The 21,583-nt window shown below is 59.2% G+C and carries 8 protein-coding genes and 4 pseudogenes; 9 read left to right on the top strand and 3 right to left on the bottom strand.

Features of this window, described 5'->3' with window-relative positions; all coding sequences use genetic code 11:
* Window positions 1-1,404 precede the first annotated feature (1,404 nt).
* The 4 genes and pseudogenes from ACSKB8_RS04720 to ACSKB8_RS04705 all read left to right on the top strand — a co-directional run.
* Window positions 1,405-2,835 carry an MATE family efflux transporter gene (locus ACSKB8_RS04720; RefSeq protein WP_438102853.1) on the top strand — a complete coding sequence of 477 codons (1,431 nt, stop codon included), beginning with the start codon at window positions 1,405-1,407 and terminating at the stop codon, window positions 2,833-2,835.
* A 651-nt stretch (window positions 2,836-3,486) separates the two neighbouring features.
* The gene (locus tag ACSKB8_RS04715; RefSeq protein WP_438102851.1) at window positions 3,487-4,437 is read left to right on the top strand and encodes an ArdC family protein; all 951 of its coding nucleotides are present in this window, start codon (window positions 3,487-3,489) and stop codon (window positions 4,435-4,437) included.
* 377 nt (window positions 4,438-4,814) lie between these two features.
* Window positions 4,815-4,991 (top strand): annotated as a pseudogene (locus ACSKB8_RS04710) (IS110 family transposase); the annotation flags it as partial.
* Window positions 4,992-5,333: 342 nt separating this feature from the next.
* Window positions 5,334-5,714 (top strand): annotated as a pseudogene (locus tag ACSKB8_RS04705) (transposase); the annotation flags it as partial.
* 210 nt (window positions 5,715-5,924) lie between these two features.
* Here the strand turns inward: ACSKB8_RS04705 and ACSKB8_RS04700 are convergent.
* The 3 genes from ACSKB8_RS04700 to ACSKB8_RS04690 form a co-directional block, all read right to left on the bottom strand.
* Window positions 5,925-6,881, bottom strand: coding sequence for a shikimate kinase (locus ACSKB8_RS04700; RefSeq protein WP_438102849.1), 957 nt, complete (start codon window positions 6,879-6,881; stop codon window positions 5,925-5,927).
* Between the two features lie 61 nt (window positions 6,882-6,942).
* Window positions 6,943-11,748 (bottom strand): XopAD/skwp family type III secretion system effector, encoded by a 4,806-nt coding sequence (xopAD, locus tag ACSKB8_RS04695; protein ID WP_438110397.1) that lies wholly within the window; start codon window positions 11,746-11,748, stop codon window positions 6,943-6,945.
* Window positions 11,738-13,069, bottom strand: coding sequence for a hypothetical protein (locus ACSKB8_RS04690; RefSeq protein ID WP_438102847.1), 1,332 nt, complete (start codon window positions 13,067-13,069; stop codon window positions 11,738-11,740). Before ACSKB8_RS04690 ends, xopAD begins: the two co-directional genes overlap by 11 nt.
* Before the next feature lie 1,708 nt (window positions 13,070-14,777).
* On the opposite strand from ACSKB8_RS04690, the pseudogene ACSKB8_RS04685 reads away from it, so the two are divergent.
* The 5 genes and pseudogenes from ACSKB8_RS04685 to ACSKB8_RS04665 all read left to right on the top strand — a co-directional run.
* A pseudogene (locus tag ACSKB8_RS04685) lies at window positions 14,778-14,999 on the top strand (alpha/beta fold hydrolase); the annotation flags it as partial.
* Window positions 15,000-15,119: 120 nt separating this feature from the next.
* A pseudogene (locus ACSKB8_RS04680) lies at window positions 15,120-15,426 on the top strand (DUF302 domain-containing protein); the annotation flags it as partial.
* Window positions 15,427-15,721: 295 nt separating this feature from the next.
* Window positions 15,722-15,976, top strand: a complete 255-nt coding sequence (locus tag ACSKB8_RS04675) for a hypothetical protein (protein ID WP_438102845.1) — start codon at window positions 15,722-15,724, stop codon at window positions 15,974-15,976.
* A gap of 310 nt (window positions 15,977-16,286) precedes the next feature.
* Entirely contained in the window at window positions 16,287-18,347 is a 2,061-nt protein-coding gene (locus ACSKB8_RS04670; protein WP_438102843.1) for an NEL-type E3 ubiquitin ligase domain-containing protein, read from the top strand.
* 1,008 nt (window positions 18,348-19,355) lie between these two features.
* The gene (locus ACSKB8_RS04665; RefSeq protein ID WP_438102841.1) at window positions 19,356-20,972 is read left to right on the top strand and encodes a hypothetical protein; all 1,617 of its coding nucleotides are present in this window, start codon (window positions 19,356-19,358) and stop codon (window positions 20,970-20,972) included.
* Window positions 20,973-21,583 lie beyond the last annotated feature (611 nt).

Below are 21,583 nucleotides of genomic sequence, written 5' to 3'. Positions count from 1 at the left end.
AGTAGATGCCCGATTCAGAGCCGAATTTGCGGCCAAAGAGGGTACTCTTACCGGAGCACAGGAGCCAAAGCAGCCTTTCTCATGCTTCAGGTCTCAGAATTTATGATGCTCTACAAAGGCCAGACGAGGTCCGCCTTCGCGCGCGTCCCGTCGGGGACCATTTTTCGCCTTAAAGATGCAGTCGGCCCCTGGGTGCGCGGCGGGGAATGCGGCGCTCCCGTGTGGGTTGCCGAGCGCCGCGCCTCTTCTCGGGCATCATTCTCTTGGCTACATGCAGCTCCACGTGTCAACCGAGCAAGGCGGCAGATTACATTTCGCTCTTTGCTGGATGCGCGCACGGAGCCGCAGAAGGTAGGGACCCGCAATCCTGCATGATCTCCTTCGTGGCTTGAGGGCGGAATGAGACTGAGTGGTGGATTTCCGCAAGGGGCTGAAGGCCTGGCGTAAGTCCCGGCCGCTTATCGCGGAGAATCGAACGACCGAAGCTGTCGATCTTCTATTCTCAACGGATCGATATTGCCTTGCAAGGTGCTAGATAGAGCGTCCGGACCCGTAGTATCGCGCTAGCACAGAGTGTGACACGGATCTTCCTCGCGAAAAACGCGACGCGATTGCGGGGGGATCACCCGAAGCAAATGAGCGATGAGGATCCATCCCAATCTCATCAGTCTTCGTGTACTGAGCTAGTCCAAGATCCGACGCATGAAGGCCAGCGCTTCAATCTCTTCGAGCATCGAGCAGCGATCTTTGAAAACCTAAGAATCCGAGCGATCGATGCCGCGAGCATTCGAGGTGCGCATGAACGATTGCCCCAAACGATTTTCTAGGTCGAGAACAAGCGTTGCGGATGCTGACTGTCACATTTGCGACCTGCTGTCAGGCCCAGAACACGTCCGGTGCAGCAGATCGCCTTGCGATTCAAGGCTCTTGGTTGGCATGAGCTTTGAATAGCAGGACTTATTGAGGACAGCCGCTCGAGGATTCCGAGTTGTGACGACGATATCAGATAGCTGTATGCGTGGACCGCAACTTCGGGATCCTCAACGTCAGCACCACCTGGCCCGACGCTCCTGCGGGATTTTGCCAGCAAGATTGAGCACGTCGCAACCGAGTTCGCTCCATGAGGATCCAGGGATCCCGGTCTCTCTGTGCGGGCCATCAACCGCATACTTACAAAGAGAGATGGAGCGCTGGTGCAGTTGACTTAGTTGCTCTCGTCAGTCGAGAGCTGCGGACAAGCACCGAGCGCATCAGTCGCGCTCACGCGAGCTGTTCATAAACTGGACTGAGCAAGATCTGACGTTGCGTGGTTCGGCAGCCGTCCGGGATCGAGGCAAGCGGATACTCCTCTCCATAAAGCAGAGATGATGGGGTCGGCGAAGTAAAACCGGACAGCGGTGTTGTATGGGCAAACGAGTAGAAAAAGCAGTTCTGGTCTTCGAGCAGAAGCGGACGACGCCGCGCGATTATCATCAGCTCGTTATCGAACTTGCCGAACTTGCAAAGCTCGCATGGCCAATGGTGCTGACGCAGCTTGGACAAGTCGTGATGATGACGACGGATCTTGCCTTGATAGGAGGGCTCGGTCTCGAAGCGCTTGCTGCGACAGCACTGGGTGTCGTGATCTACATCGTTGGCTTCATCCTCGGCGTTGGTTTGCTGGCCTCGATCGCGCCGCTGGCAGCGCAGGCGTTCGGAGCGAAAAACCTTGCCGCGGTTAGACGCACGGTGCGCATGGGGCTCTGGGCGGCGCTGTTGATATCGCTCCCGATCATTGCCTTTGCGCTCCAGGGAGAACGAACACTGCTCGCTTTCGGTCAAGCCCCTGAGGTGGCGCGCCTCGCGCAGCAATACCTGTTCGGACTAGCCTTTGGTGTGGCGCCGGCACTAGGTTTTCACGTTTTTCGCAACTTCATGGCTGCGGTCCACCGGCCGCAGCCAGTACTCTGGATTACGATTGGATCGATCCCTCTCAATGCGCTCATGGCTTATTTGCTTATTAATGGGAAGCTCGGCCTGCTGCCGCTTGGGCTTTTCGGGGCCGGCCTTGCGAGCAGCCTCGTGAACCTTACGATGTTCTTGGCCGTGTTGTGGTTCGCCACAATGCGCCCTCCCTTCCGTGACTATCAAGTGCTTGCACATGTGTGGCAATTCGATTGGCCGTTCATGAGACGATTGATCGCGATGGGAATTCCGATCTCACTCATTGTTTTGCTGGAATACGGGCTTTCTTCGGCCGCGGGGCTCCTGGCGGGCCTCGTCAGCATCAGAGCGCTTACTGCCCATCAGATCGCCCTTCAGGTCGCCTTGATCCTATTCGTGGTTCCAATAGGCATCAGCACGGCGGCGGCGGTGCGCGTCGGTCACGCGGTAGGCCGCCGGGACGGTCCGGGGGTCAAAAGAGCAGGGATGATTGCTATACTGCTTGGCATTATGGCTGCTGCGATACTAACTATCGCGGTTGTCGCCGTGCGCTTTGAAATCGCCGGCCTGTTTGTCGACGATACGACTGAGGGTGCCGGCGCGACGACAGACTTGGCGGCCAATCTCCTTTTGGTCGGCGCGAGCTTCTTTGTCAGTGATGCCGCTCAGCACATTGCGGCGGGCAGCTTGCGTGGACTGAAGGACACCCGCATCCCGCTCCTTTTCGCGTGCGTAGCCAATTGGCTCGGTTTTACCCTTAGCTACGTGCTTGGTTTGAAGATCGGACTTGGTGCGATTGGTATTTGGATTGGCTTGTCAATTGGGACGACCATCTACGCGTGTTTTCTCGTGACGCGTTTCCTGCTGCTGGCGAGCAGGTTTGCTGTGCGAAGGTGTCCGGCAACCTCGTAAGTTAGGAAATATTGGTCAGGCAGAGACCCCAGGACTACCAACGCGTTTTGGCTTAAGCCCTTACCCAAACGCGCCCTCCGGTCAGAAAGATTGTTTTGCTTTCTGACAATCTCGTCCATTGGGCTAGTGTCGTTCACACGGAACGGCCCTTGTCAAACCGACATTCGATATATCAATCGGACAGTGGCACATCGAAGCACCGAGGCAACCCTCCGCCCAGTTTGGCCGGTCGGCCGGCAGGTCTTGGCAACCGAGCACGCGCGCCGTCGCCTCCCGGTCGGCGACTTTGATCCCTCGCAGTCAATGACGCGCCAACTGCTTTGATCCGGATCCGGTCACTGCTGCAGGCGCGCGTTCGTTTCTCTTGGGACGTCCGGCGTCGCCAAGGCGGCGGAGTTATGCGGACTCCTACGGTTAGCTTTGGTGCGCCCGCCGCGCATCGAGCGCCTTCGTTTATAGGACGCCGAAGTCATTCTTGAGCTGCCTTGCAGATAGACCAACCACGTGCGCCGGCTGTGGGGCTGACGTCGCAGCCGATCAGATCTGCGACTTCTTCAGCAGGGGTTCCGAGAGTGAAAGGGCAGTCCCTCCGAGGTGACGGGTTCATAGCCGCGAGAGAGTCTCGCCGGCGCCCGTCCTCGGAGAATCGCGATGTCCAAACGCCATCCTCGCATCGGCACCGGCCAGAACCGGCCAGGCCTTTATGACGAAATTACCGATAAGATCATTGCCGAGCTCGAGGCCGGCCGTGTGCCATGGGTGCAGCCCTGGGGAACGGTGGCGGCAAAGGCGCCGCTTGCCATGCCAAACAACGCCGCGACCAAACGGCATTACAGCGGCATCAACGTCCTGATCCTTTGGGGTGCAGTTATCGAGCGTGGCTTCGCTGGTCAGAGCTGGCTGACCTTCCGCCAGGCGCTATCGCTCGGCGGTCATGTGCGCAAGGGCGAGCGTGGTACGACAGTGCTCTATGCGGACCGCTTTGTACCGAACGATGAAAAGCGCCGAGCTGCAGAAGCCGGTGAAGAAGCGCTGGCGATTCCCTTCCTGAAGCGCTTTACAGTGTTCAATGGGGATCAGTGCGACGGCTTACCTGCGGAAATCGCGGCTACTGCGCCTCCTCGGCAGCAGGGATTGGTCGAGCCAGCTGTCGAAGCCCTGATCAAGGCGACTGGCATTGACTTCCGCATTGGAGGTGACCGTGCCTTCTATGTACCGACAGAAGACTATGTACAGGTGCCGCCGCCGCAAGCTTACTTCGAGCCGATCAATTGGCATCGCACCGCGCTCCACGAGCTTGGCCACGCAAGCGGTCATTCTTCACGGCTCAACCGCGATCTCAGTGGCTCTTTTGGTACCAGGAAGTACGCCTTTGAGGAGTTGATAGCGGAGCTGTCCGCCGCATTCTCCTGTGCTTCGCTCGGCATCGTTCCGACAGTACGACACGCAGACTACATCGCCTCATGGTTAGAAGTTATGCGTGAGGACAATCGAGCGATCGTTCGCGCCGCAAGCCAGGCCAGCAAGGCAGCGCACTACATCCTAGGCTATTTGCCCGATGAGGTGATCGCCGCAACGACGGAGGGGACTGAGGCCGCGTGAACTATTTGTTTCAGACTTCGCAAACCGAGTAAGAAGGATTGGCGGTTGGAAGCAGACGTCCGTTGGGAAGAATTGAACAGCTCAATAGATCGCTCAATCGTGTCGTGCGGCATTCCCTTCAAACTGGTGCGGATTCCGACGAAGTCGCCCGGGGATTCCGAAACGATGTCGCCCACCTTTCCGATTTGATCTCGCCCCGCGAGGCGTTCTGGCCGGTGTGGGTTCTCTGGCATTGGACGAGCCGCGTGGTCAACCTGGAATCGCGGCTTGAACCCCTTCTGTTTCTGTTGCGGTTGCTGTGATGGGGTGGACGCCCCTTGACGGCATCGATATGCCAAAGTGAAGGGTCTTGAACCGTCACAAAAGAGGAGGCGTCCGTGAAAGAAGTTAGCACGATTGGGCTAGACCTGGCGAAACATGTATTTCAGGCACATGGCGCGGACGCCGGCGGCGATGTTGTTTTCCGCAAGCAGCTGCGTCGTGACAAAGTGCTAGCTTTCTTTGCCCAGCAGCCTGCGTGCCTGGTAGCGATGGAAGCCTGCGCCAGCGCCCATTGCGAGGTCACAAAGGGGTCGTCCAATGTCGCCGGACTGGTTGAGCACGCGCAAGCTTCCGGGAGCAGCGTGCCAACGGCGGCGCACCCAGCGCTCGATATCCTGGTCAAGATGCCGCGGGTGCTCGAAGCGCAAATCAAGGAGCTCGATATTGAGATCGCGCAACGAGCCCGAGAAGAGGAAGTTGCCCGACGGCTTATCCTTCCGCAAGGACAACAGCGTCGGGCTTCGTAAGGTCTGTGCGCGTTTTGTCGAGCTCTGCCGCGGGATGGGTCTTCTCACGACGGCGAGCGTCGCCATCGATGGGAGCAAGTTCAAGGCCCCGTTTTTACACGGCCAAGACCCGTTCCTGTCATCGGCCCAATCACGACGACAGCTCTGATGGCGCTAGCGCCTGAGCCTGAGAACTTCAAACGTGGCCGGGATTTCGCTGCGGGGTTGGGGTTAACGCCGCTACAACGTTCCACTGGTGGAAAACAGAAGCTCGGCCAAATATCGAAAATGGGTGAGCGAACGCTACGGCGTCTCCTCATCATGGGGGCGAGTGCGGTGGTGAAGCTGGCTCGCCGACGCGGTGCATCGCAAGGGACATGGCTGGAGCGCATGCTCGCTCGTAGGCCGCCCATGCTTGTCGCGGTCGCTTTTGCCAACAAGATGGCTCGCACCGTTTTGGCTTTGATGGTCAACGGTGGGGTCTACATAGCTCCGGTCGCGGCGGCTTAATCGCTTAGTCCGCCCGGCCAGAGGTCGTCGAGGAGGTACCGTGCAACAAGCCGGCATCGGCTGAGGCTCTCGGGTACAAAGCCCCGATTGAAATGTTTAACATCACGAATCGTGCGGTGTGGACCGCAAATCGAGCACATATCCAACACTGCGATGGATATCTGACCAGCGAGCCGTAGCAGTCGATAGTGACGCGAGTCATGGCATCTGCTACTTGGGCGCAACCGAAGCTCGCGCCCTCAGGGCGCTTGAGGCAGCGGGCTCCTCCTGAACCGAGCCAGATTGCCCAGCGCTTGGCCGGTCACCGGCGCAGAGATAGTCGTGCAGCTCGTTCACACAAGCATCCGCGCTCTTGAGTTCCCGCCGGTCCTGTGGGGCAATCATGAGATCGGCAAGCTCATACACCGGATTGCGCTGCTTCATCAGGTTTGTAATCATCTCGTCCCGGTCTGCGGTTTGTATTTTTGGACGGTTGGTGTCGTGTCGGAGGTTGCGCCTGATCACGTCCTCGTTGGTATTGAGCCAGATCGAGACCGCTTTCTCGCCGATACGATGCCGGATTTCTTCGGTCATGAACGCTCCACCACCGGTTGCGAGCACCAGCGGCCCCCGATCGAGCAACCGGCTGATCTCCTTCACCTCGAGATTCCTGAAGTGCGCCTCGCCGTCCTCTGCGAAAATCCTGGTTATAGACTTGCCAGCCTTCGCCTCGATCTCTTTATCGGAGTCGACGAACGTCAGCCCCAGCTGCTTTGCAAGTGCAGGTCCCACACCGGATTTCCCGGCCCCCATCATGCCAACGAGCACGATCGGTCGGTTGCCGAGGGCGCCAACAATCTCTGTTGCGCTTGCGGACCGCGGCGCACGTGTCGGCCGGGCCACGTTCAACACACGAGCAGGGCTAGCGCCAACTCTACTGCCGGCTTCGGCTTCCCAATGGGGGATCTCTATGGCCCCCTCGGGAATGTCAACCTTGTTGCACGCCCGTCGCACGCGCTCCAGGAGTTGCTCGACTATAGACTTATCCAGGGGCTCTTCGCTCCCTTGCTGCAGCCGTTTGAGCTTCTGCAGCTCCTTGTACGTCCCATGATTGTCGAGCTTGGCCTTGTAGCTGTCTGCCGTGTGAAACTCCAGCTCAAAACGGTAACCGCCCTGCGTGGCGAGCACAGTCTTGATGCCAGCGAAGGTCCGGGATCGCGTCCTGAACCAGTTGGTCGTGCTGACCTCGCTATAGCCGCTCTCGTCGAACGCTGAGAATGGCCTTCTTGAAGGCACGTGTAAAATCCCTATCAGAGAATTCGAAGACGTGGCGTACAGCGTTGTTGAACAGCTGGGCGCCGGCCTCAGAGCTAGCCTGCATTCCGGTGAGCTCGTCTGTCAGCGAGTTTTCCGATCTCAGACGCTTAGCCAAATGGGGCATCTTCACCTCGATGCCGGATGCCCTAAGGGCTTCGGCAACCGAGATTGCCGTCCGGGTGATGTCCTTCTCTTCGGCTTGAGCGCGGGAAACCTCCATCCGGGCGCGCTGTGCCGCCTCCTCGCGAGTCAATGTGATTGTCGTGGCGACATCCTCAGCAGCAAGCGTTGGAGCCGAGGGTTCGCGCAGGATGCCCAGCTCGGCAGCAAGCTTGATCGAGGCTTGCATGACCGAAGCCGCTAGTGTCGGATTGTCCTTAAGATCCTCCAAGCTCGCATCGACATCGAACCGACCTTGGTTGAGGGTAGCCGCTAAGCTCTTGGTGTAAGGAACCGACTTCAACCCCGGCGTCTGTTGCAGCAGGCGCTGGAGCTGCTTGCTCTTGATCAAAAAGGAGTAAGCGCCAGTGTCGGATTTATAGGCGTCAGTTCCGACCTTGATGCCGATGCTCAGCAGATTTTTTGCACTTTGCACGACCTCGTGCGGAATGTAACCATCCGGTCGCGGGTCGATGCGCGCAGGGTAACGATCGACCAGGAGCTGGACGCGGTCCCGTGGGTGAGCCGTTGCCGGATAGGTCTCGGCTAGCTGCGGAAACAGCTCGCAAAGCGCTTGGCTCATTGCGAGCTGTCTCTCACTCGCAGTGGCGGCTGTTTCGGGCAGGAGTAGTTCGGGCGGCACTTGCTCGTCCAGACTTGCCGCCCACGCCTCGAGTTCGGTGAGGAGCAACTCGGCCGTCTCGAGCGCGACCGGATGGTGTGCCAGCTCGATGTCGTGCCGCGCCTTCTCGAGCTTGTCCCGGACGTCGTGAGCACTAACCTGTTCCTGCTCCAACAGGCCGCGGATATCTCGCTTGAGCTCTCGGTCAATGCCTTCGTACGTGCCGAATATGGCACGTTCGGCAAACCACTGCCGGGCTTCATGTGATTGAGCCAGAAAGCCTCGCTGCAGGCCGGTATAGGTTTCTAGAACGTTCCGCGTGGCGGCGAGAATCTGGCTGGCGCGACCGAAATTGTAGCGATCCTTCTCAATCGCCGGGGTATGCGATTTTGGCGGCTTGAGGGAGCGACTTCCACGAGCTTGCTCCTCTTGGTCGAATTGCCTAACGTGCTCGTAAAGCTGCGGCCGGTCGCCGATAATGATGAGAGTATCTCCGTCGAAGTCACCGTCCAGCTTCTCCTGTTCATTAGGCGGCACGGCAACTATCGAGCCTGGGGCAAACACCTCGGTTGCCTGAAGGATGCCGACGCAGTCGACCGGCGTGTCTCCCGTTGCGCGGTCCTTGCTCTTGGTCCAGCTCGAATGGCACTTGACGTCCTCGGCGGACATCACCAGCCCACGGTCGGCGAAGTCGGCCGGCCACATTTCGTCGGGCACCACGATCAGAAGCCCTTTGGCAAAGAAAGTCGGATCGTCGGCTGCCAACTCCTCCCCCGACTTCTGGGCGACATTGAAGCTGTATTGTATGGTCACGCACTGATCGAGAAACGCCGCAGTCGGGTCCCCATCAGCGGCCGACCTGACCCGGTCGGGAGCGAACGGGCGCAGGTTGGGCTTGTCGTAAGGCGATCGCCCGATCAGCACGCCACCAGCGCTCAATGTTTCGCTCTTGAGCCTCGGCACATGCAGACAGCCATCAGCAGATGGGATAGCGACGGCGCCCGGACCATTGATGTTTGCCGCTGTTACGGTGCGAAACAGCTCCTCCGACGTCAGCTCTTGCTTTACCCGACTCTCAAGCCAGCTCATCGCCTTCTGCCGGGCCTCATCCGCTACTTGCTCGCTGCGCGGATAATGTTGCAAGGCCGACGCTGGTAAGGATGCTCTCCTTCCCTCACCAAAGGCAAGCAGCCGGTCAGGACCTTCCTCCTCGCCCGCCCGGCGAACAGCTGGCATAAGCTTAGCCAGCGAGGCCCGGATGAAGCCGCAGCCGTCATGCGGTCGCAATGCAATAGGTCCGTCCGGCCCCCTCAGCCGGAAGGGATGCTCCTCGTTGGCAGGACGGTCCGGCAGCAGCGCCAGCTTGAAGGCGCCTTCCAGCGCGCAGTCGTGGGGTGATAGACCTTTGATCGCCGGAGGCGCCGCAAAACCCCTGCGCTGAGTGTAATAGTAGGCCTCTTTGAAAGGGGCCCAAGCGCGCGACAGCTGCTCGAATGCAGTGCCCGGTGCGGTTTCGGCATAGGGAATTGCCAGCAGCTTTCCCCCGGAAACCTTTGCTTGCTCGCCTGGAGCACGGGCCGCAATCTGAGACACGGTCATTCGCGGCGGCTTTAACTTGCTGCCGCCGAACAGGTCCATCCGGTATGGGACACCGTTCACATTTACCGTACGCGCCAGCATGAAGGCGCTCGGGGCTGCGGGCAGTTGTACCGCGACGACGGGCAGGACCCCCGAGGTCATGCGATGGAAAATCGAATACCGCGTCTCCGGCTCCGTGGCCAACGGCCGCCCATTTATGTCCACGACCGGCAACTGCATCAGTCCCGCCTCACCCTGCGGAGACCTCGGGGCGTGGTCCATGGCTCGCAATACGTGATGCACGTCGAACACCGACGCAGGATGTTGCGCCTGGATCGCCGCCGCATCCTGCTCCATGAATAGGTCCAGCGCATCCACTGGACTGTCCGCCTCGATCTGCGCAATCAGATTCCAGCTCATGCTGGACAGATCGCCTTGAATCAGGTCGCGAGCGCCAGTTAGGACCTCTCTCGTGCCAAGCTGTAGCTCTTTCTGCCTGGTCCGTAAATTTGCCCGGTTGCCCTCGACATAGGGGGGCCTGAACAATCTCTCCAGCGCCGCACGAGCCTTGAGCGTCTGATAGATCGATAGAGCGGGGCGGCGGCTCGCAAGCGGCCCACGGCTCCGCTCGGCATCGCTCGCGTTCAGATGCGCCTTGATCTTTTGCTCGAGCAACGGCTGAAGATCGTTGAGCACATTGAGGGCCTGCCTGCGGTGCCAGCGCAGCGGCTTCTGTGGGCTGCGCGCGAGCGGCAGCAGAGCAGCAGACAGATTGCCCATGGTTTCGAGGTTGTTCTCGGCGGAAAAACCAGGGGCGGGACGTAGTTCAGAGAGCCGATTCAAGCCTGTCGGCGCGAGCAAACCGAGATCATCGAATAGCCCAGCCTTACCCAGCGCCTTGAAAATGGTCGTGATGCTCAGAACGTCAGCCTTCAACAGGCGATCATTATCATAGTGCAGATAGTGGGCGAGCTTGTGCAACCGATCCTTCGGCAGAGCGGCATCCGTAATCTCCCCACTCTCCTCTGCCCTCATGATCGTTCGCGACAGAGCGTTGGCGAGCATACTCAGCTCAGGCGTGGTGAACACACCGAATCGTTGTGCTCCAGCCCCCAATTCGCGCGCGATATCCATGGTGGACTGCCAGCAGATCGCCTCCTCAGGCCACTTGCTGAATCCGTTCACCAGGTTCGCCACTGCCTGCGGAAGGAAACTAGAGAGCTGATGCTGACGGGCTTCCTCGGCGATTGCTATCGTGGCTTTGCGACAATCCTCACCCTCCGGCCATTTGCTGAAGCCGTTTACCAGGTGCGCCAAGCCCTGCTCAGTAAGATGGGAGAGCCGGACGCCGCGGCGAAGGACCTCGCCCGCGATCGCAAACGTGGCGTCGCGACAGTCCGGCGCATCCGGCCATTTGCTGAAGCCGTTCACCAGGTTTGCCAATGCCTGCGGGGTAAAATCGGAGAGTTCGGCGCGGCGAAGGACCTCATGCGCAATCGCACACGTGGCGTCGCGACAGTCCGGAGCGTCCGGCCACTTGCTGAGCCCGTTTACCAGGTTTGCCAGTGCCTGTGGAGTAAAATGAGAGAGCCGGGCGCCGCGGCGAAGGACCTCACGCGCGATCGCAAACGTGGCCTCGCGACAGTCCGGCGCATCCGGCAATTTGCTGAAGCCGTTCACCAGATTCGCCAGGTGCTGGTGGCTAAAATGCCGGGCGCCGCGGCGAAGGACCTCACCCGCGATCGCAAACGTGGCCTCTCGACAGTCCGGCGCATCCGGCCATTTGCTGAAACCGTTCACGAGGTTCGCAAAGTCCTGACGATTGAAACCAGAGAGTCCGAACTCACCGCGCGCGGTGCGGCGAAGAACCTCATGCGCGATCGCCAACGTGGCCTCGCGACAGTCCAGCGCGTCCGGCCACTTGCTGAAGCCGTTCACGAGGTTCGCCAGCTCCTGCGGAGTAAAATGAGAGAGCCGGGCGCCGCGGACTTCATGCGCGATCGCCAACGTGGCCTCGCGACAGTCCGGCGCGTCCGGCCACTTGCTGAAGCCGTTCACCAGGTTGCCAAGCTCCTGCGGAGTAAAATGAGAGAGCCGGGCGCCGCGGACCTCATGCGCGATCGCCAACGTGGCCTCGCGACAGTCTGGCGCGTCCGGCCACTTGCTGAAGCCGTTCACCAGGTTCCCCAGCTCCTGTGGAGTAAAATGAGAGAGCCGGGCGCCGCGGCGAAGGACCTCACGCGCGATCGCCAACGTGGCCTCGCGACAGTCCGGCGCATCCACCCACTTGCTGAGCCCGTTCACCAGGTTAGCCAGTTCCTGGTGGGTGAATTCAGAGAGTCGGACATGACGGTCGCGGCGAAGGACCTCACCCGCGATCGCAAAAGTGGCGTCGCGCGAGTTCCGCCTCGTCCGGCCACTTGCTAAAGCCGTTCACCAGGTTGGCCACTTGCTGGTGAGTGAGCTCAGAGAGCCGGGCATAGCGGTCGCGGCGAAGGACCTCACCCGCGATCGCAAGCGTAGCGTCACGACAATCCCGCGCGTCCGGCCATTTGCTGAAGCCGTTCACAAGCATCGCCAAGTGCTGGTTCTCAAAATGCCGGGCGCCGCGGCGAAGGACCTCACCCGCGATCGCAAACGTCGCGTCGCGCGAGTTCCGCCCGTCCGACCACTTGGTGAAACCGTTCACCAGATTCGCCAGTTCCTGCGGGTTAAAATGGAAGAGCTCGGCGCGGCGAAGGACCTCGCGCGCGATCGCAAACGTGGCATCGCGACACTCCGGCGCGTCCCGCCACTTGCTGAAGCCGTTCACCAGGTTAGCCAGATTCTGGTGATTGAATTCCGAGAGCCGAGCATGGCGGTCGCGGCGAAGGACATCATTCGCGATCGCCAAGGTGGCCTCGCGCGAGTCCGCCTCTTCCGGCCACTTGCTGAAGCCGTTCACCAGATTCGCCAGCGTCTGCGGGGCAAAATCGGACAGCCCGAACTCACGGCGCGCGGCGCGGCGAAGAACCTCAGACGCGATCGCAAACGTGCCGTCGCGACAGTCGGGCGCGTCCGGCCATTTGCTGAACCCGTTCACAAGCATGGCCAAGTGTTTCTGATTAAAATCAGAGAGCTCGCAGCTACGGCCGGCACCACGGACCACGCGGGCAACAGCTTCCGTGCCCTCACGAGTTTCCGCCTCCTGCGTCCACTTGCTGAAACCGTTCACCAGCAGCGACAGATTTTGACTATTCGCCGAGCGAAGTACCTTGGCGTCATCGCGACAAAATTCAGCGATTCTGATGGTTCCATTGCGGCATGTGCTCGACTGCTGATGCCGACCGAATGATGTCGCGAACAGCGCAAGAGCATCGGGCTTAAGTTCGCGCATTGACGCACTAGGGAGCTGCGACACGCGAGCTGCCACCGCCTTGCAAGCTTCGACGCCTTCCTGACCGCCGGCCTGGCGACTTACAGCGTTGCATGCCGTGGCGTAGCCCCAGGATCTCCCGCGGCGGATATCGTCCTCGAAGTGGGTGACAAATTGGCTTCTGAACTGGGCGGCAGCCTTTTGCATGAAGGCCGCATGGCCCCTCTCGCCCGCCTGCTGTAGCCGCTTGTCGTGCTCCACCACTGCACGTGAGAATTCAACAATGCCGCGAGCGAAATAAATCGCGTCCAGCGCGGCGTTGGATTCGGTGTTCTGAGATCGCATTCCGCGTGCCCTGCGGGGCGACAACATCCACGCGCCGCCTTTTTGGCTCGGGATCCAGGTCGGATACAGGTTGCCTGTGCGAGGAAGAGGCACCTTGTCGTGAACTCCTGGACTGATCGGGACGGCGGCTCTCGACATCGGAACGCGACGAACTCTCTTCCCAATTTGGCGCGCCGCGATGCGCCAAATACCGCAAACCGGGCTCATCGACATGCGTATTCACGCAAGGACCGGCTGACGTGCGGCGTCGGGCATCGCTGGCCGAAGGTGGTCTTTGCGCGGAGCCCGCCGCGAACTCTGGATTGTCAGAGCGCAAGCCCTGCAGGACAGAACCGAACGTCGAGTCATCGTTTCCAGCGCCGCGATCTGATTCAGCGCTGGACCAGTGCGTGTCTGATCCGCCGGCTGCGTTCGCTCTCCAGTCAGCTCTCGTCAAGATCAATCTCCCATGCGAGCAAGAATGCGCCGGTTACCACGCTGGCACAGAGGGCCCCGCGGGAGGCTCAACGGCTTTGTTTCGACACCCCAGAGCGGAGCCCCTTCGCTGCGTCGACAAGCCGTCAAGCGCCACAATCCTGACGTGCGAGCCATTTTTGTACATTGTGCATTCTAGTGCCGAACATATCCGACATATCCGCTGCAACTGACGTAAAGCTGACTAGCGCACAGCCCCACTCGGGTTGATCGGGGTAGTTGCATTGCATTACCAACCTCGATCGCAGCGGTCGGACCGAACGTACACTGATCGCCCTGAGCGCGCGTGTACGCCCCGAAACCCCTCCGGCCCGTTCGGGCGTCATCACATCTGAAAACATCGACATAGTTCAAAAGCTCGGCTTGGCGGCAAGGCGGCGTTGTTGATCCCGCCAGAACGGGACGGCTCCCACGCTTTGATCGAATCCGCCGACGCCGCCCCTAAATCACCAACCAGCGCGCGCTCAATCAAGACCTTCTTCGGTTGTTTGAAGGCCCCGTTCGCTCGACCATGGTCCTTGCGGGATGCCGAAGAGCTTGCAGCTTTCGAAGCGGCCGTCAGCGACACGTGGGCGTAGGAAGAACTTCCGGCCGGCACTCTGGATTTCAAGCCCGCCAGCTATCGCGTCACTAGCAGGTCCCGCTTGGGCGCAACTCGGATCGGCCCAAATTGAGCTAGTGCTCCAGAGGGCGAAAGCTCGAACTAGAAAATCACCTTACCCTCGGGCGCGCTTCTGTCCGAAAGCAAACTCGCCTATGTCTGAAATCCGTCCGGCTTTTTCACGAAAGTCGGCATCAAATGAATTCGTTTCGTTGTGTCTCCTCTCTGCCCCAACAGGAATGCGCTCTCGCGGTCTGTTGGCGCCGGCGTTCAGCAGGCGGTGACACTAGCAATCATGCCCGCGCCGGGGTTGCGGGCTGATGCTGCGTTCGTTCGAGTAAGTCTCGCGTGTAGAGCTCAAACTTGGCTTAGGTTTAGGCGGAAGTTCGCTTGGCGGCCTGATGTTGAATCCTCCTCCTTGCTTGTCGTTACACTTGCATGTGCCAAGCTCGAGTGCTCAGTTCCAGCATTCCCTATGGCAACCGCTTCACATCGGCTGCTTTTTGCTGTCCTAACCGCAATTCGCGATTAGCCGATAGCAGACCGTGGAAGGACATGGGAGCGAGAGAAGAAACGTTTTACAGTGTGATCAGGCGTCAGGGCATCACACGTCGCAGCTTTCACAAATTCTGCAGCCTCACCGATCCGCAGGCCAAGGCGTTGATTAGCTGGTGTGCCACACCTGATCCCGGACACGCCATTCTGCGCGCCATCAGTCAGCCCGCTCTTGTGGTCAGCGGCAGTCAAGACACCATGCTGCCTGCGAATAATGCCTACGCGATGTTCAAGGAGCTCAGCGACGCTCAGTTCGTCCTTTATCTCGATTCAGGTCACGGCGCCCTGTTTCAGCACTAGGAGATGTTCGTCAGCCACGTCCGGACCTTCCTGGAAGCGCAGCCCGCGACTACATGATCCCGGCGCGTTACGACGCCATCGGACGCACTCGGACCAAGGAGAGTTGTTACAGAGGACAAAATGACAATCGCTAAAGTCGAGGTCTAACCATGCAGCCTCACGAGCTCAAAGCCATTCGACGCTGTTGTGGCCGGCTTTCAAGGCCGCGGTCGGGCAGCCGGACATTGTCGAATTTTTCAAGGAGACCAGGGCGACAAATTCCTTCCAGGATTTGCAACGCGTTGTGCAACGTGGCCTCGTCCGAACGGACCTTATGCTCTTCGGGCAATTCGACCTGGGCGACATTCTACGTCGCGAATCCGGATCCAAGACGCCCAAGATCATCCGGTTTGTAGTCGGCAATCCACTCATCATGGAAGAAATGGTCAACCGCCACGGGCGATCAGAATCAAGCAAAAGACATCCTCAACAATCGAGGATTGCACGATCCGATCTGGAGTTTGCCTCAAGACTTCCTGGTGGATGGGTTATTCTCGTCTGGGACGCAACTGATCCGGGTCTCCTGGTTAGTTCCACACACATACTGGTTGTCTCCGCGGGGTAAAAGACCAGCGGAAACCCAATCTGATTTCTCGTCAGCTTCTCGAAAGCTACGTCTCTTAGCCAGAATCTTTCGATCTGGATCCGGCCTAGCTGTTCGGATCTGACCAGAGGAGAATGGGATGGATCGGTTGAACCATGACCACCCATTTGAGGCGCCGGATTTCGTCCGGACAGACCGCGATGAGGTGCGCCGCCAAGCGAACCAAATGGGGTTTGAGCAGCAGCTGAACGACTTGCACCTGCGCGAGCTCCCGGCCCGCAGTCCACGCCGCCCCGACGACCCTTGTGCAGTGTCGAACATAGATGCGGAGCGCTTAAACCTCGTCGAGGAGCGCGCCTCGCAGCTGCCCTCAAGTCCGCCCGCCGAGTTCTGAACAGGGCCGCAATCAGCAGCATGGGGTTTTTGCGGCGGCGAATCGCCGTGGACTGTTGCCAGATGGCACTTTCAATGTCACGGGCTATCGGCACGGCATGGATTCAGCTGTCCACTTGCCGACGCATAGTCTCGATCAGGAGGAGTGTTCGTGGGAGCAAGCAGATGATGAGTGGCCAACGACTCCTGGCCTGTCTTGGGAGGATAATCCCGGGGCATTGAGCCTCGATCGAGAGCCTCGAGGGGGCGATAGCAATACTTCAGAAGAAGGGCACTGGCTCACGCCGGCCCCCGCGCGGTGGGGCGAAGTTTTGAGTGATCGGCAGGCTTCCCCTGCCGGCAATCCGACGAACGTTGAACATCCCGTCCTCCGGCAATCGCAGCTTGACCAGCTCCTGAACAGTTGGGCTGGCGAGGAGGAGCAAACAGAGGGTGAGGACCGGCACGAGGCGGTAAGACGAATTAAAGCTTGGGCCGGCGAGTTCTATGCGCGGCTGAAGCTATCAGACCTGCGCCTGACGACCTTGCCCCCCGCCCTTCCGCCAGATCTCGGGGCCCTCGACGTCAGCGGCAACGCGTTGACGTACCTGCCCGACACGCTCCCGGCCGAACTCCGGACGCTCGACGTAGACAACAATCGCCTGACCAGCCTGCCCGACACCCTGCCGCCAGCACTTCAATATCTCACCATCGGCCGCAACCAGCTGACCAGCCTGCCCGCAACACTCCCGGAGCGCCTCCAGACCCTCGCCGTCGGCTTCAATCACCTGACCAGCCTACCAGATACCTTGCCGGCCGGGCTGCGGGATTTGGATGTTCGCGGCAACCGACTGACCAGCCTGCCCGACACTCTTCCGGCGCGACTTCAGATACTTTACGTTGGCGGCAACCAGCTGACCGGCCTGCCCGCAACACTTCCGGAGGGCCTTCAGACCCTCGCGGTCGGCGCCAATCACCTGACCAGCCTACCAGAAACCCTGCCCGCCGACCTCCAGGAGCTCCATGTTAGCGGTAACCGGCTGACAAGCCTGCCTGAGACTCTTCCGGCTCGCCTTCAGATACTTGCCGTCAGCCGCAACCAACTGACTAGTCTGCCTGACACCCTCCCGCCCGAACTCGAAGGGCTCGAAGCCGACGGCAACCGGCTGATTAGCCTGCCTGAGAGCCTCCCCACCGAGCTGCGGTTGCTCTCCGTCCGCGAAAATCGGCTGACTGATCTGCCTGAAACGCTCCCGCCTGAACTTCAGAGACTTAACGCCCACGGCAACAGGCTGACCAGCTTGCCCGAGAGCCTCCCGGCAGAGCTCCAGGTACTCGAAGCATCCGACAACCGGCTGGCCAGCCTGCCGGAGTCCCTGCTAACCCAGCTGGGTTCCGGATGTATTGCTTATCTGGAGATTAATCCGCTGCCCGAGAGGGTGCGGATGAATCTTGCTACGGCCCTGAATACTCCAGGCTATGTCGGTCCTCAGGTCTTCTTTTCGATGGACGAGGGAATGGCGGAAACTCACGCGCGGCCGCTGCCTGAAGTGGTAGCGGACTGGCTCGACGAGGTACCCGAGTCATTGGCCGACTGGCAGAATTTCACCAATGAGGAGGGTGCCCCGGAATACGCGCGCTTCCTCGACAGGCTGCGAAACACCGTGAATTATGGCAATCCCCAGTTCCGGCAGGCGGTGGTCGAGGATCTGCGGCAGGCGGCGAGCAGGCCGCAATTGCGCCAGCAGTACTTTCAGTTGGCCTTTGGGGCGAGCGAGCGCTGCGAGGATCGCATCACTTTAACCTGGAACGCCATGCAGACCGCACGTCTGAACGCTGACGTCGAGGACGGCGCCTATGACAATCGGCTCGGTGATCTCGTCGAACAGGGCCGCGTTTTGTTCCGCTTGGACGCGCTCGAGCAGATCGCCCGCGAGAAGGTCAGCTCTTTGCGCTTTGTGGATGAGATCGAGGTCTATCTCGCCTATCAGGTCAAGCTGCGCGAGCGGTTGGAGCTGCGGCACATCGCCCCGGACATGCGCTTCTTCGGCGTCTCCTGGGTCACGGAGTATGACCTCAGCACGGCCGAGAGGCGGGTGCGCGACGGCGAGACGAGGGGATTCGCTGATTATCTGGCAACGCGATGGCACCCCTGGGAGACGGTGTTGCGCCGGATCGCTCCCCAGGCTCATGAGCAGATGCAGGATCGACTCGTGGACGCGATGGCCGAGCAATTCGACAACCGCCTCCAGCAGCGGCTCGTCGATCATGACCTGATCGGCAACAGCGATGCCGAGCGGCAACTCGGAGCCCAAATACGCGATGAGATCGCCCGCGAGATCAAGGGCCCCCTGACGCGTCAGATTCTCGAGGACCACGGGGTTGAGCTGTGAAGCGGCTATCCAGTTGCAAAGGCCTCCGCACGGACCGATTTTGACGGCTCCATGAAGGCTCCCAGGGTGTCATAGCCGCCATGCGTCGAGGAAACGCCGAGTTCGAGTGAGAAGGCTGGCACTGCTTCCTTGAACGTCGCTTGCGAGCCAAATTGGCAGACGTCAGTAGATCATACGTCAGTGTTCTGCACCGCCGCGACCCCGCGAAGCCGGAGTTGGCCAGCAAATCGTTCACGCCAGGCGTGTAGATCCGCCTTGCGGGGTTAAGGCGCTTGCCGTCATGTCCGAATGACAGCACCGTCAAGTGCACGTGCGGATGCCTCAGTCAAGATGCTGGACGAAGACGCAGTCGTGATTATCGCTGTAAAAAACCAGCCCCGGGCAAAACAGATAGCGATGCAAACCGGATCTTCGGTGCGAAAAGCTACGACACTTCGCCGATGGACAGCAATATCATTTGTTCTGCTCCTACCGAGATAGGCAAGTTTGGCGCGGAGCCTCCCGGTCAGAATTGAAGGTATAGGCGACGGTGTTCAAAACTGCTTGCCACCCGCCAGGACACCTAATCCCGATCCTGGCCCTCTCTGAAATGCCGGCAGGCTTGAAGCGGCTGCTCGATCAGGACCCGGTCAACAGATCAGAAACTCTTATGGGAGCAGCAACGGTCATGCTCGCTGTGTGAGGGGCCGCGTCGCACGCGAACTGGATCACGAACATTTTCCGCGGGACCATAGGAGCACGAGACCGACAGCCAGAACTTAGCTTTTCGTACTAACGCGTCGCGCTTCAGACAACGTGTCAGGATTGAACCATGCGAAATCATCGTTGCGATCAAAACGGCCAAATTTTCTTTAATCTCGTCGTTCTGGCGGGGCGACCCGAGTCATCTCATGGCTGGTATGGCGCTTGCTTAACAAGAGACGGAGCCACGTCTTCACGTGCTGGCGATCAAATACATTCGCCTGTGATGGACCCAAGAACATCGGTTCCTCAAGAGGGGCTGAAAACATGTCCGGTATTGCTGCTGCGTTTCTATGCTCTTCAAGCAATTCACGGATGACGGTTTATCATCAGCTCAAGCACATGGTCCCGAAACTTGCCCTTCGTGGGCAGGGAGGAATCGGTGTCGCAACGTTTATGCACAAAGACGGTGTTCGATGCGCGAGCGCCCTTCAGTCATCGGGCGATTCGGTGTTCATTGAGGAACCCGAAGACGATTTGAATTTTAGACCACATGTTGCCATCGCGCATATTCATAGCCGAAGTCGCGGCATCAGCGGCGACCTTCAGCCAATTCACAAAAATGCGGGCACCAGCCGCCATTTGTCAATCTCTATGGATGGAGCATTGGCCAACGGCCATGAACTCAGGGCAGAATTGTTGGCCCAGGGCCACAGGTTAAGCGGCAACACAGATGCTGAGCTCTTGCTCAAGTGGATTGAATGCTCTTGTGAGAAGGAGTTTTGGCGGCCCGGTCTTCCCGTCAACTACGAAAAAGTCTTTCGCGACATTGATAATCGGTTTGATGGCGGTATTAGCGCCCTTGTTCTAGACGGAGAAGGGAATCTAATTGCGTACCGTAATCGATGTGGTTTGCGACCCTTGGAAGGAATGCAAACAGATGATGGTTTTGTGCTCTTTGCCTCGGAAAATTGTGCCTTTGCCGGCCTAGACGGTAGGAATCAGCAAATCTTGCCAGGCCACATCAAGTATGTAGACGGGAAAACAGGGCGTTTGGTTGAACGTTCCGTGAGCAATCGCCGATACAGGGCCAAACTTTGCGCCTACGAAACTCTCTACTTAGGACATCCGAACACATCGATCGAAGGCCAATCACTTTTCAAGACGCGTTACAACATCGGGTTTGCCCTTGGTGGCCTTGTTGCGACGCGGCTGCAAGCAGAACCAGGCTCCGCACCCACTATCGTTTCCTCCATGCCGCGAACTGGGGGTCCGTACGCCGACGGTCTGTTTGCATCTCTCGCCGACCACGGCGTGTTCGCCCAACGTGAGGAAGTCGTCGCAACGCAATCTCTTCAGCGAACTCTCATTGGTACATTCAGCGAGCGAAGGTCACGTATTGCTCAAAAGTACCGCGCCTCGGGCGATAGACTTGCGAATAGCACGATAATAATAGTCGATGAGGCCCTCATTCGCGGCGACACAAGTCAGGCTGTCACGAGTATGCTGCTGGCGGCGGGTGCCAAAGCCGTACATTGGGCGTTCGGTTCACCCCCTATAGTGGCTCCGAACTACTACGGCATGGGTATCGAAACACTAGATGAGTTGGTATTCTGGCGGATATGGAAAGAATTGTCGCCCGAACAGCGCAAGAAAGGACTTCGCTTTCATAGAATGGAGCCCGAAGTTCTCAAGACCATCGAAAGTAGTATTGCGGCATCTATCAGCGCAGCCTCGATAACGTATATGCCGTTTCGGCTCCTAAGATCGATGCTGCCTCGGATGCAAAGCGGATTCGATTTGTCACCCTTTACGTTTGAGATGCCAACCCCTGCTGGCCAAAAGCGAGCCGAGAGGAGCTTGCGCGAATTATTGGCTGATGTTCGGTGCTCCGAATCAATGCCCGCCTGTGACCAGACGATGAAAGCCGTTCTCAGTCTTTGATAGTGGCCTCGACGCTGCGTGGCACGCGGCGCCCGAGGCGGTCAGGACCGACGGCCGCTAGTTGAATCGGCGAGAGCCACAGACGCCGCTTTGCGGCAACCCGCGTTCTTCGCATAAATTACGTCGGATTGTCGCACCCGCACTTCCAGGCCCACAAAGCGAGATCGGCTCTGTTCATAACAGCGCGGGCGTGCGTCTGTGAAGGCGGGGTCATCCCGCAACTCTAGGTCGGAGGATTCCTGTTTCATGCAACGCATTTCTCGCGATCTGCCGCATTGTTGCCTCAGCTGGTTTTGGATAGGATCTTAACTGTATTGGCTTGACACATAGACGCCGATCGCCCGCACTTCATCATATCAGACGTTCGACTTCCTTAGAGGGCGGACACATCTGAAGCTCGCACTTTGCTTGTGCCCTGCATGCCGGTTGATCCCCCAACGTTGCGAGCCGACAAGTTTCGCGGCCCATTGCAGCGAGTATACCGGCAGGCGTGCGCGTTTCTCTTAGGCCTAGCAAGCTACGTCATATTCCGAACGTGGCACAGCGATTGCTGGGATGTGAAAGAGTTGCCGGGTGCAAGCTGGTCGTAGCTGCGGGTCCCAAGATAGCAG

Source organism: Bradyrhizobium sp. BR 1432, from assembly GCF_051547705.1.
Lineage (GTDB): Bacteria > Pseudomonadota > Alphaproteobacteria > Rhizobiales > Xanthobacteraceae > Bradyrhizobium > Bradyrhizobium zhanjiangense.
This window is presented reverse-complemented; position numbering and strand designations above follow the sequence as displayed.

Coding starts and splice junctions, on each gene's coding strand:
- ACSKB8_RS04720 (WP_438102853.1), top strand. CDS start 1,405: ATGGGCAAACGAGTAGAAAAAGCAGTTCTGGTCTTCGAGCAGAAGCGG.
- ACSKB8_RS04715 (WP_438102851.1), top strand. CDS start 3,487: ATGTCCAAACGCCATCCTCGCATCGGCACCGGCCAGAACCGGCCAGGC.
- ACSKB8_RS04690 (WP_438102847.1), bottom strand. CDS start 13,069: ATGCGATCTCAGAACACCGAATCCAACGCCGCGCTGGACGCGATTTAT.
- ACSKB8_RS04675 (WP_438102845.1), top strand. CDS start 15,722: ATGGATCGGTTGAACCATGACCACCCATTTGAGGCGCCGGATTTCGTC.
- ACSKB8_RS04665 (WP_438102841.1), top strand. CDS start 19,356: ATGTCCGGTATTGCTGCTGCGTTTCTATGCTCTTCAAGCAATTCACGG.